General features: G+C 41.1%; 10 protein-coding genes. 5 read left to right on the forward strand and 5 right to left on the reverse strand.

Annotation, left to right across the window (positions count from 1 at the left end; all coding sequences use genetic code 11):
• Nucleotides 1-81 precede the first annotated feature (81 nt).
• The 3 genes from NDN11_RS03200 to trxA all read right to left on the reverse strand — a co-directional run bounded on the left by NDN11_RS03200 (nucleotide 82) and on the right by trxA (nucleotide 2635).
• Nucleotides 82-324: a hypothetical protein gene (locus tag NDN11_RS03200; protein ID WP_251110753.1), complete on the reverse strand. Its 243-nt coding sequence runs from the start codon at nucleotides 322-324 to the stop codon at nucleotides 82-84.
• A gap of 386 nt (nucleotides 325-710) precedes the next feature.
• Nucleotides 711-1979: a transcription termination factor Rho gene (rho, locus tag NDN11_RS03205; RefSeq protein WP_167251157.1), complete on the reverse strand. Its 1269-nt coding sequence runs from the start codon at nucleotides 1977-1979 to the stop codon at nucleotides 711-713.
• A gap of 329 nt (nucleotides 1980-2308) precedes the next feature.
• Complete coding sequence (gene trxA / locus NDN11_RS03210; RefSeq protein ID WP_251110754.1) at nucleotides 2309-2635, reverse strand: thioredoxin; 327 nt, start codon at nucleotides 2633-2635, stop codon at nucleotides 2309-2311.
• Nucleotides 2636-2908: 273 nt separating this feature from the next.
• Here trxA and ppx point away from each other — a divergent pair, with 273 nt between their 5' ends.
• The 5 genes from ppx to NDN11_RS03235 are packed head-to-tail and all read left to right on the forward strand — an operon-like array spanning nucleotide 2909 to nucleotide 8039.
• The gene (gene ppx / locus NDN11_RS03215; protein WP_167251155.1) at nucleotides 2909-4429 is read left to right on the forward strand and encodes an exopolyphosphatase; all 1521 of its coding nucleotides are present in this window, start codon (nucleotides 2909-2911) and stop codon (nucleotides 4427-4429) included.
• 28 nt (nucleotides 4430-4457) lie between these two features.
• Nucleotides 4458-5282: an acetyl-CoA carboxylase carboxyltransferase subunit alpha gene (locus NDN11_RS03220; protein ID WP_005146510.1), complete on the forward strand. Its 825-nt coding sequence runs from the start codon at nucleotides 4458-4460 to the stop codon at nucleotides 5280-5282.
• Between the two features lie 56 nt (nucleotides 5283-5338).
• Nucleotides 5339-6610: a tRNA lysidine(34) synthetase TilS gene (gene tilS / locus NDN11_RS03225; protein WP_251111479.1), complete on the forward strand. Its 1272-nt coding sequence runs from the start codon at nucleotides 5339-5341 to the stop codon at nucleotides 6608-6610.
• A gap of 3 nt (nucleotides 6611-6613) precedes the next feature.
• Nucleotides 6614-7453, forward strand: coding sequence for a pyrroline-5-carboxylate reductase (proC, locus tag NDN11_RS03230; protein WP_251110755.1), 840 nt, complete (start codon nucleotides 6614-6616; stop codon nucleotides 7451-7453).
• 16 nt (nucleotides 7454-7469) lie between these two features.
• The gene (locus NDN11_RS03235) at nucleotides 7470-8039 is read left to right on the forward strand and encodes a YggT family protein (protein ID WP_005184711.1); all 570 of its coding nucleotides are present in this window, start codon (nucleotides 7470-7472) and stop codon (nucleotides 8037-8039) included.
• Nucleotides 8040-8081: 42 nt separating this feature from the next.
• Here the strand turns inward: NDN11_RS03235 and NDN11_RS03240 are convergent, their stop codons facing one another.
• Together NDN11_RS03240 and polA are read right to left on the reverse strand one after the other, a co-directional pair.
• Nucleotides 8082-9212 carry an acyltransferase family protein gene (locus tag NDN11_RS03240; RefSeq protein ID WP_251110756.1) on the reverse strand — a complete coding sequence of 377 codons (1131 nt, stop codon included), beginning with the start codon at nucleotides 9210-9212 and terminating at the stop codon, nucleotides 8082-8084.
• Nucleotides 9213-9339: 127 nt separating this feature from the next.
• Nucleotides 9340-12105 carry a DNA polymerase I gene (gene polA / locus NDN11_RS03245; RefSeq protein WP_251110757.1) on the reverse strand — a complete coding sequence of 922 codons (2766 nt, stop codon included), beginning with the start codon at nucleotides 12103-12105 and terminating at the stop codon, nucleotides 9340-9342.
• Nucleotides 12106-12285 lie beyond the last annotated feature (180 nt).

Genomic DNA, 12285 nt, shown 5'->3' on the forward strand with positions numbered 1-12285 from the left:
TAAATTCCATGAGCATGGATAAAACTTAGGCATAAAAAAAGAGAACCGCGAGGTTCTCTTTTTTTTAATCTAAAAAATAGATTAGTGTGCAGCAGAAGCTTCAGTAGTAGCAACGTCAGAAGCAGCAACAGCAACGTCAGAAGCAGCAGCAGCAACGTCAGAAGCAGCAGTTTCAACAACAGCAGTAGCTTCAGAAGCAGCTTCTACAGCTTCAGAAGCAGCAACAGTAGCGTCAGTCGCTGGAGCTTCTTCTTTCTTAGAGCAACCAACGAAAGCTAAAGTAGTAGCAATAGCAGCAACAACAGCGAATTTTTTGAATAACATGGCATCACTCTCATAAAATTGTGAGATTAAAAAAAACCTGAGCTAGTCTGTTTGTGCTTTTATTATTCCTAAACGCTTTAGGTAACAACGCAGGGAGCAGCCTAACTGGTCTGTAGCTATCCTATCAAAGCAATTCATGAATTACTACTGTTCTGTCCAACAAAACGACAAAAATGGGTAGAATTTGGCTATTTTTTGATAGAAAATAACTATAGATTATATAATTTGAATCGGTAAGTTGAAAAAACAACACCTGTTCTTTTAATATAATTATATAAATCAATAAATTATTTATCGTGATGTTTTTTTGAAGAATATGTAAATATTCTGTAAGTATGTCAACCAAATAAAAAAAGCTACCATTAAGGTAGCTTTTTAGTTGAAATTTAAGTTGATGCCTTTCTTTTCATTTGATCGAAGAAGTCATCATTGGTTTTGGTTTCTTTCATGCGATCCAATAAGAATTCCATCGCTGCAAGTTCATCCATTGGATGTAATAATTTACGTAGAATCCAAACCTTACGAAGATTTTCTTCGCTCATGAGGCGTTCTTCACGGCGAGTACCTGATTTCTTGATATTCATTGCAGGGAATACACGTTTCTCAGCAATACGACGATCAAGGGTAATCTCTTGGTTACCAGTACCTTTAAATTCTTCGTAGATGACATCATCCATTTTACTGCCTGTTTCAATCAAGGCAGTTGAAATAATGGTAAGTGAACCACCTTCTTCGATATTACGTGCAGCACCAAAGAAGCGTTTAGGACGTTCTAAAGCATGAGCATCTACACCACCAGTTAATACTTTACCTGATGATGGAATTACCGTGTTGTAAGCACGTGCAAGACGGGTAATTGAGTCAAGTAGAATCACCACATCTTTTTTGTGTTCAACTAGACGTTTCGCTTTTTCAATTACCATTTCAGCAACTTGAACGTGACGGGCTGGTGCTTCATCAAATGTAGATGCAATCACTTCACCACGGACTGTGCGTTCCATTTCTGTTACTTCTTCAGGACGTTCGTCAATGAGAAGCACAATTAGGAATACTTCTGGGTTATTACGCACAATTGACTGAGCAATGGTTTGTAATAACATTGTTTTACCCGCTTTCGGTGGTGCAACAATAATAGAGCGTTGACCTTTACCGATTGGTGCAATCAGGTCGACAACACGGGAGGTTAAATCTTCTGTTGTACCGTTACCAAGTTCCATAACCAATTGCTCAGTAGGGAATAATGGAGTGAGGTTTTCAAAGAGAATTTTATTACGTGAATTTTCGGGCGTATCGTAGTTAATTTGGTTTACTTTTAATAAAGCAAAATAACGTTCACCTTCTTTTGGCGGACGAATGGTACCTGTTATGGTATCGCCTGTACGGAGGTTGAAACGACGAATCTGTGATGGGCTGACATAGATGTCATCTGGCCCAGCTAAATATGAACCAGCTGCAGAGCGTAAAAAGCCAAAACCATCAGAAAGAATTTCGAGAACGCCATCACCAAAGATTTCTTCGCCATTCATGGCATGGCGTTTTAAAATGGCAAAAATAATATCTTGTTTACGGTTACGTGCCATGCCTTCAAGGCCCATAAACTCCGCAATTTTAATGAGTTCGCCAATGGGTTTTTTCTTGAGTTCAGTTAAGTTCATAAGTGGTCAGACAGAATGGAATAAGTGGAGGACTACGTTAGGGAAAGAATAAAAAATCGACCGCATACATACATGCTGATGTAATTGTATTTACACAACCACGATTCAGTAGTCTGGTTCATTGTTTCAGAGAGAAATGTGAAAACAATTGTTATTGCCGAGCGGCGATCTTATGTTTTGTGTCTTTTAAGAAGCGCAATGAAGTAGATTCCATTCAAAGCTTCTTGATCCAGAAATATAGAGGAAATCAAGCAAATTGTCAATTTTTACTAAGAAATACGCTATTCAATAAGTAGCGTATTTCTCAGATTGACCATTTAACAATTGTATTAGATGTTTTGGTCAATGAATGCTGCAAGTTTTGAACGTGGTGCTGCGCCAACTTGTTGAGCAATAACTTCGCCATTTTTAAACATCAATAATGCTGGAATATTACGAATGTTGTATTTTACAGCAGTATCTTCACATGCAGTCACGTCAACTTTAACGATTTTTACTTTTCCTGCATATTCAGTTGATAGGTCTTCAAGAACAGGTGCAATTGCTTTACAAGGTGCACACCAGCCAGCCCAGAAATCAACAAGTACAGGGGTTTCAGCATCTAAAACATCTGCTTGGAAGTTTGCATCAGTTGTATTAACAATAGTCGCAGACATAAGGTTGCTCCAAATTTAAGAAATAAAGTGCGAATTTAATCATCATCACGATGAATATTACATTGCCGCTTTATTCAATGTAAGGGTTTGTTCTGATTATTCAAGTTTGAAAATGAAAAGTCTAATGGATGCTCACGATGTTGATCATCGACTTCTACAATCATTTATCAAGTAAAAGCGCAAATACAGTACTTTTATTGCTTAAAATGACTTTAAAATTGTAAGCATGTGAATTACTCTAATGCGTGAATTGAGCATGGGTTTATATGAATAATGTCTGATTTTCTGATTGATGAAGAATTACTTGCTGCGATTGATATGGGATCGAATAGTTTCCATCTGGCAATCGCTCGTGTTGATCACGGTGAAGTTAAGAAAGTTGCTTCAATGTCAGAAAAAGTACAGTTAGCAGCTGGGCTTGATGAAAATAAAAATTTAACAGAGGCAGCACAACAACGTGGACTGGCTTGTTTGGCGCGTTTTGTTGGGCGTTTAAGTTCAGTTCAACCTAATCGTTTACGTATTGTAGCGACCAATGCCTTAAGACAAGCAAAAAATGGTCATGAATTTATTCAAAAAGCAGCTGAAATTTTACCAAAACCAATCGAAATTATTGCAGGACGTGAAGAAGCACGTCTGATCTATTTAGGTGTTTCACATACCATGGCCAATGGTGGTCGCCGCTTAGTTGTTGATATCGGTGGTGGCTCAACAGAATTTATTATTGGTGAAGAATTTGAGCCATTGCATACAGAATCTTTGCAAATGGGCTGTGTAGCATTTAGTAAAACTTATTTCCCAGATGGTGAAATTACAAGTAAAGCCTTTGATAAAGCAGTGGTTGCTGCCCGTAAAGAACTCTCTGCGATTGCCAATACCTATAAGTCTGAAGGCTGGGATACGGTTGTTGGTTCAAGTGGAACTATCAAAGCTTGTCGTCAAATTTCAGTTAATTTAGGTTTAAGTGACGAACAAGAGAATCTGACTCGTGACGGTTTATATAAATTAAAAGATCGATTACTTAAATTTAAACATATCACTGAAATTGATTTTGAAGGTCTACGTGAAGACCGTCGAGCAGTTTTGCCAGCTGGTCTTGCCATTTTATATGCGATTTTTGAAGTCTTAGATATCGATAAATTGGCATATTCTGATGGTGCATTACGAGAAGGTGTGATGTACGACTTGCTAGGTCGTTTCAAGCATGAAGATGTTCGTGACCGTAGTGTACAGGCGTTAATGGGGCGTTATAATGCAGATCCCAAGCAAGCTGAACGTGTGGTCAATACGGCACAAGAATTGTTTGATGGTGTTGCTAATGCATTAAATTTAACGACTGAAGACAGTGACTTACTGCGTCGTGCTGCATATTTGCATGAAATTGGATTGGCAATCAGTCATGGTGGTTATCACCGTCATGGGGCCTATTTATTGCAACATTCAGATATTCCTGGTTTCTCACAAATTGATCAAAATCATCTCTCGCATTTGGTTTCACACCATCGTCGTAAGTTACGTGCAGATGCAAAAAATGACGTTTTAAAGGTTGGCGGTAGCCATTTACTTTATCTTTGTTTATTGCTCCGCCTTGCAGTTTTGCTGAACCATAGTCGTAGTGATCAGATGCTTCCTGCCATTGAACTGAGTGTTGTAAATGATCAACAATGGCAACTCAGCGTTTCTGGCGATGCTAAACAATGGCCTTTATTGGTTGCAGACTTGCATGATGAGCAGGTGCAATTTAAGCATTGGGACATTGAGTTAAATATTCAGTCAGACAAATTTGTTGATTAACCATATTATTATGGACCATTCTTGACTTATGAAAAATAAAGCGACTCAGTCCAAGGCTTGGGCTACGGTTCAAATTGCACGACACCCTGAGCGTCCGCAATTTCTAGATTATGTCAGTGAAATTTTTACTGAATTTGATGCACTTCATGGCGACCGTCTATTTGGTGATGATGGTGCTATGATCGGTGGTTTGGCGCGTTTTGACGGACAACCTGTAATGGTGGTTGGTCAACATCGTGGTCGCAGCACACGTGAAAAGTTACAGCATAACTTTGGGATGTGTAATCCAGAAGGGTATCGTAAATCACAACGTTTGCTTGATATGGCGGAACGTTTCAATTTACCTGTGTTCACCTTCGTCGATACCATGGGTGCATATCCAGGTGTAGGGGCTGAAGAACGTGGTCAAGCAGAAGCGATTGCAACCAGCTTGGCACAACTTTCAAGTTTGAAAGTGCCTGTTATTGCGACAATATTGGGTGAAGGCGGTTCAGGTGGTGCGCTCGGTATTGGTGTAGCCGATCGTGTGATTATGCTGTCACATAGTATTTATTCGGTGATTTCACCTGAAGGTTGTGCGTCTATTCTATGGAAAACCGCAGATAAAGCAGCACAAGCGAGTGAAGCACTTTCTTTAACTGCAGATAAACTTCAAGCTTTAGGCATTGTTGAATATGTTGTGGATGAAGGTGACGGTGCGCATTTGCAGCCTGAAAAAGTCATGCATGATTTGAAAGATGTGCTAAAACAGGCTTTAGATGAATTGCAACCGATGGATGCACAAGAACGATGCGACGCACGTTATCAACGTTTAATGAAGTTTGGCAGCAGCAATTTAGGCATCGCGTCTTAGCACAAACTCAGCATTTTTCTGAACAAACTCAATTCTTGATTGGGTGTAGCGGCGGCATGGATTCCATGCTGTTGCTGTTTCTAATGTCTGAACTTTTTCCCACGCAAGCCCGTGCGATTTATGTTGATCATCAACTTCAAGCGATGAGTGCTGAATGGGGCCGTGTTGTACAGCAGCAGTCCGATGCCTTAAATATTCCGTGTATTATTCAGCAAGTAGACGTTGCGACAGGTAATTTAGAGCAGCAAGCGCGGCAAGCACGTTATCAAGCATATCAACAGCATTTACAATCCAATGAAATTCTAGTCTTGGCGCATCATCAGCAAGATCAGGCTGAAACGCTATTATTACGTTTGTTTTCTGGAGCAGGTGTACATGGATTAGCTGCGATGCAGCAAATTGATATCCGTCAAGACATGACCATTTGGCGACCATTTTTAGATTTGAGCCGTGAGCAAATTGAACAATGGTCGAAGCAACTTGGTTTTGACTATGTGACAGACCCAACCAATCACGATACGCACTATGATCGGGCGTGGTGTCGAGAAAAATTATGGGATGTCTTACAAAAACGCTTCCCAAAGATGCAGGCTGCTGTGACACGAACCAGTTCTCTGATGCAGGATGCTGCGGAAATACTGGATGAAGTGTTGCAGAGGGATTGGAAACAATGTGCGACCGATCGTGTACTTGATCTGATCAAGTTGCAGCAACTCTCGGCTGCACGACAACGTCAATTGTTATCGACTTGGATGAAGGGGGCGGATCAATATCGACCAAGTTATGATATGGTGCAGCGATTGCAGCATGAGGTCATTCTTGCAAAGCCTGATGCGCAGGCAACCTTACATATCAATCAACATTATTTCGTTCGCTATCAGAAGACGTTATATCGTTTAACTCATGATGAGCTATACGCAGAAAAATTATTCTCCTTTTCAGATACGTTGTCACAACAGTTTGATATGGGCGAAACCATCCATGTTGCGGCTGGACAATTTAAGATTGAACCTCAAACGATTGGTCTTTCTTCACAGCTTTTAGGGCGAGAGTTAACGTTGCTTAAACGACAGGGGGGTGAGATAATTCATCTTTATGGTCGTGTTGGACATTGGCCTCTGAAAAAAGCCATTCAAGAGCTACAGATTTTGCCTTGGTTACGTCATACAATTCAAATATTAGTCGTAGATAATGTTATGCTTGGGGTTTTTAGCCCAAAGGGTTTTTGGTTGGCGCAATCTGATTATTTAGAGCAGGGCGGTTGGCAACCAAGTTTAATTTCTGACTGTAATGACGTTTTTCAGCAGTCTTTTTCGTATGATGAGTAGGACATGGCGACAACATTGAACCAAAATATTTGTTTTATTGGCGGCGGTAACATGGCACAAGCCTTGATTGGCGGGCTGCTATCTCGTGGTTTACCCACAACCCGTATTACGGTTTCTGATCCTGTAGAACAAATTCGTCACATCTTAGAAGAAAAAAATATTCAAACCACAACTGATAATGTAGACGCAATTAAAAATGCGGACGTTGTGGTATTGGCAGTCAAACCCCAAGTTTTGGCAACGGTATTACAACCATTAAAAGGTTTATTGTCAGATAAACTCGTGATCTCAATTATTGCGGGTGCTGAAATTCAAACGATTTCAGATTTAATTGGTGGTAGTCAACGCGTTGTCCGTGTCATGCCGAATACACCAGCGTTAGTCCAAACAGGTGCACATGGTATTTATGCATCTGAAGCGGTGAATGCTCAAGATCGTGAGTTAACCAGTCAAATTTTAGCAGCGACAGGTTTAACCATTTGGGTGGAAAGTGAAGCTCAAATTGATGCAGTAACAGCAGTTTCTGGTTCTGGCCCAGCATACTTCTTCTATTTGATGGAAAGTATGATTCGTGCTGGCAAAAACTTGGGGCTCGATGAAAAAGTGGCGACGGCATTGACCTTGCAAACAGCGTTGGGGGCGGCACAAATGGCGATTACCAGCTCAAATTCTCCAGCAGAATTACGTAAAAATGTGACCTCTCCAAATGGCACAACACAAGCAGCTTTAGAGGTGTTTGATCGTGCGCAGATTTCACAAAATATTCAAGCAGCGCTTGCAGCAGCTCAGAAGCGTAGCCAAGAGCTAGCGCAAGAGTTGAGTGACAAGACTAAATCGGTTTAAGTAGGATAAGACAATTATGGGTGCAAGTTCTGCGCTAATTTTTGGTGTTTTGATCAATGTTGCAATTTTATTGGTCTTTTTCCGTTTTTTAATGCAATTGGCAGCAGTCAGTCCATACAATCCAGTGGTGCTTTCAACCGTGAAAGCTACCAAGATTGTGGATGTGTTTAGCCGCATTTTTCCGACGATAGGTAAAGGCCGTGTCAATTTAGCGGCAGTTGCTTTGTTGGTGGTGCTGTATCTCCTGAAAATGTTTGGTCTGATGTATTTGTCTGGACAGATGCCGCATAGTGCGGTGTATCTGGTGATCACAACATTTGTGACCATGATTCAAGATTTGATTCGTTTCTGTCGTTATTTGATTTTTGCAACGATTATTTTAAGTTGGGTGGTGATGTTTACACAGTCGCGTTCACCTTATATTGAAGTGATTCAAGAGTTGGCTGAACCATTGCTTGCACCATTCCGTCGCTTATTGCCGAACATGGGGATGATTGACTTGTCTCCAATTTTGGCGTTCTTGGCTTTGTACGTGGCTGAAATTTTGATGAATGAAGCAGCTAAAGTCCTGTTAACGGGTCTCTAAGCAAATCTGATTCAATAAAAAATGGGCGTAATGCCCATTTTTTTATTTCTTGATCAAACGTTGCCGTATTGCTCGATTTAACGGATTCGAAAAATAGTGCGCAATGAAAGCACCCAGTGCAATTGCAAGGACGAAATAAATCAATAATAAGACCAGTTTAATGTTGCCCTCGGTAAGGGCTGGTGTGTAAAACAGTTTAAAGAAACCTAAAATAATCAGATGGAATAAATAAATTTCATAACTGTTCTTACCAATTTCTTGTAACCACTTAAAACGCTGTGTTTGCACGGTGGTGTGTTCATTTGCCACATTTGCAACAATCACGATCGCTGTCGCAAGTGCAAATAGACTGATGCCCCAAATACAGTTTTGTTTAATCGGTGCAGAAAAATAAATGATCAACATTGTCGCAATTGCAATATATTTCAACCCCAACCAGGTTTGGGCTTGCAGCTTAACTTGCGGTGCAATCAGTGCTGCAATACAGCCAAAGGCAATCCCATCAAAACTAGAGAAGTAATGATAGAGGTACGCACCACTTTCTTCACCAGAATGTAAATATCTAAAATACGGTGCAAATAGAATCAGCGCGAAACAGACAAATAGAAAGTAGGGCTTCTTGTTAAATAGCAGTGCTGTCAGTGGGAAAAGTAAATAAAACACTTCTTCCACAGATAAAGACCATAACACGCCAAGCGCGTAGTTGACCCAACCATTTTCAATAATCAGGATGTTCATCCAAAAGGTCAACGCTGCTAGGTTAACTGTTGACTGAGCGACGACAATGCCATTGGGTGCCTGAGTCATAAAAGGTTTAAGCTCAAATGCAGCTAAGAGATTGACCAGACAGATCAGCAGAATCAAGGTCGGCATGATGCGAGCGAATCGTGAAATATAAAAGTCGCGTGTATTGATCTGATGTAACGCACCCCAGCGTTTGATGGTGTGTGAGGTGATGAGATAGCCCGAGATTACAAAGAACATGGTGACACCATAGTTACCATTTCGGGCTAAAAGCGCGGTGATGTTTTCACCAAAAACCTGAAAATTGATCGAGGTGTCAAAGAGCTTATATGGGATATTAAAGTGGTGCAGTAACACCAAAAAGATTGAAATAAAACGGAGTGTATCAATGGAACGGTGACGGTTAAATTGGACTTGATTAAAGGACATTTTGCATTCCTTTCTCCTATACGAATTAATTTTTATCAGATATTCTTGATTTTCAGTTTTCTTGTAGCGCAGGGGAATTTATCCCCTGTCTGCAAGAAACATTTTTGTTTTCTAGTGTGTGGATGGCTTAGTGGGCAGCATCCCAGTTCTGACCTTGTCCAACTTCTACCACAAACGGTACTGAAATTTCCAATACCGATTGCATGACTTCAGCAATTTGTTTTGAAAGTTCATCTGCAATTGCAGCATCCGCTTCAAACACAAGTTCATCGTGCACTTGTAATAACAGCTTGGCTTGATCTTTCGGCAACATTTTATCGACTGCAATCATCGCAAGTTTAATGATATCTGCCGCACTGCCTTGTAAAGGTGCATTGATTGCCGCGCGTTCAGCTGCTTGTTTGATCATTTTATTGCTTGCCATAATGTCTGGTGTATATAGACGACGGCCTAAAATGGTTTCAACAAAACCTTGCTCACGCGCAATTTGACGAGTACGTTCCATATAATCCAATACGCCCGGATAACGCTGGAAGTAACGTGCGATATAGCTACGTGACTCTTCACGGCTAAAGCCAAGTTGACGTGTTAAACCAAATTCAGACATACCATAGAGCAGACCAAAGTTAACCGCTTTGGCTTGACGACGTTGGTCATTGGTCACATCTTCAATGGCAATGCCAAGCACTTCAGATGCTGTGCGACGGTGTACATCCTGACCTTGTTGAAAGGCATGAACTAATGCATCATCTTGAGAGAAATGTGCCATCAAACGCAGTTCGATTTGAGAGTAATCGGCTGCCAATAACACACGACCCTCAGGTGCAATAAAGGCTTTACGGATTTGACGCCCAATCGGAGTACGGATTGGAATGTTTTGCAGGTTTGGATCGGTTGAAGACAAGCGACCTGTTGCAGTTAAGGCTTGATGATAGCTGGTATGTACACGATGTGTTGTGTCATGCGATTGTTCAATCAGGCGATCGGTGTAGGTATTTTTGAGTTTTGCCAAGCCACGATGTTCCAAAATGACTTCAGCCAATGGATGTTCGATTTTCTCTAAAATACTTTCACTGGTACTGTATTGACCTGTTGCAGTTTTCTTACCGCCTTTGAGTCCTAGCTTTTCAAACAGGACTTCACCGACTTGCTTTGGTGAGGCAACATTAAAAGCTTCACCCGCCAGTTCCGCTGCCTGCGCTTCAAGCGTTTGGATGGTTTCTGAAAACTCGACACTAAGTTGATCGAGGAATTGATGATCCAGCTTAATGCCATCTTCTTCCATGCCTGTGAGCACGCGAGCAACAGGCATTTCAATATTATGTAGAATATTGACCAGTTCTGGATGAGCTTTTAGTTTTGCTGCAAGTACTTCATACAAACGATAAGTGACATGCGCATCTTCGGCTGCATAATGCGCTGCGACTTCAAGTTCGATTTGATTAAAGGTTTTTTGCTTTGCACCTTTACCCGCGATTTGTTCAAACGTCGTGGTCAAATGACTAAGATAAAGACGTGCAACATCATCCATACCATGTCGCGTCGCAGCGGCATTCAATACATATGAAGCCAGCATGGTATCGAAATACCAACCTTGAATGGTGATACCGTGATTGGCAAAGATGTGAGCATCGTATTTGAGATGATGACCAATTTTCTTCACTTGTTCATTTTCAAGAATCGGTTTGATCTGAGCGAGAAGCTGTTCACGATTCAGTTGCTCAGGCGCACCTTCATAATCATGTGCAACAGGAACATAATAGGCATCTTTGGCATCAAATGCGACCGAGAAACCGACCAGTTCCGCTACACGATAATCGAGGTTGGTGGTTTCTGTATCAATCGCAAAATGATCGGCGTGCTGCATACGCTGCAATAAGGCACCCCAATCTTGTTGGCTCAAGATCGTATGATAAGTCGCATTACCGAGTTGATCATCTTGACTAGACAGATTGGCATGATCTTCAGCAACCACGGGTTCTGCTTTTTGTTCAGCTTTGGCAATACTTTTCGAGGTCTGTTGATAAGCAGGACTATTGGGATTGTTCGGGTGATCCAAAGACTGTAACTGATTACGAAACTCTAATTCAGTATAGAGCTCACGTAACTGATCCACATTAGGATTGGCGAGTTTAAGGTCATGCCAATCTAAAGCAAGATCTAGATCACAGACAATACTGGCAAGTTGATGGTCAACTTTGATGTTGTCTACATTATCTTTAATATTTTGGCTGAGTTTGCCTTTAAGCTGATCAGCATTGGCAATAATATTGTTTAATGTGCCGTATTCATTCAGTAGCTTCGCCGCGGTTTTTGCGCCAACACCCGGAACGCCCATGATGCCGTCAGACGCATCGCCCATCAGGGTGAGGTAATCAATGATTTGATTTGGATGCACACCGAACTTTTCAAAAACACCCGCTTCATCTAAAACACGTTCTTTAAAACTGTCTTCCAGTTTGACATGTTCATTGACCAACTGCGCCATGTCTTTGTCACCCGTCGAGATGAGGACATGATGACCTTCTGCCAAGGCACGCTTGGTTAAGGTACCAATAATGTCATCCGCTTCTGCACCTGCGAGAAAATACAAAGGTATCCCTTGTGCTTTGATCAACGCATGTAAATAAGGAATCTGTTGAGATAACTCCTCAGGCATGCTTGGGCGATCGCCTTTGTAGATTGGCGATAATTTATGACGGAAGGTTGGTTCTGGCGTATCAAAAATCACAGCCATATGGGTAGGCTGAGTACGACGCATCAGTTTTTGGATTGCTGAAATTGCACCACGTATTGCATTGGTATGTAAGCCAGTAGACGTGGTTAATGGTGGTAAAGCGTGAAAAGCACGAAATAAGAAATAAGACCCGTCTACCAAGACAAAAGGTGGCATTGCGCAAATCCTAATTATAAATTAATAGGTATTTTACGTGAAAAAGCCGTGGCTGTCTTATCTGAACGTGGAAGAGTACGGCTAGCTGTGTCGTTGAAAATTTGCAGTATTTTGTATGTAATAATACCTGCTTATCTAGTGATCAAGTAAGATGGCTACAATGAAGCTGTCATAATTGAT

The sequence above is a fragment of the Acinetobacter sp. C26M genome (genome assembly GCF_023702675.1).
GTDB lineage: Bacteria > Pseudomonadota > Gammaproteobacteria > Pseudomonadales > Moraxellaceae > Acinetobacter.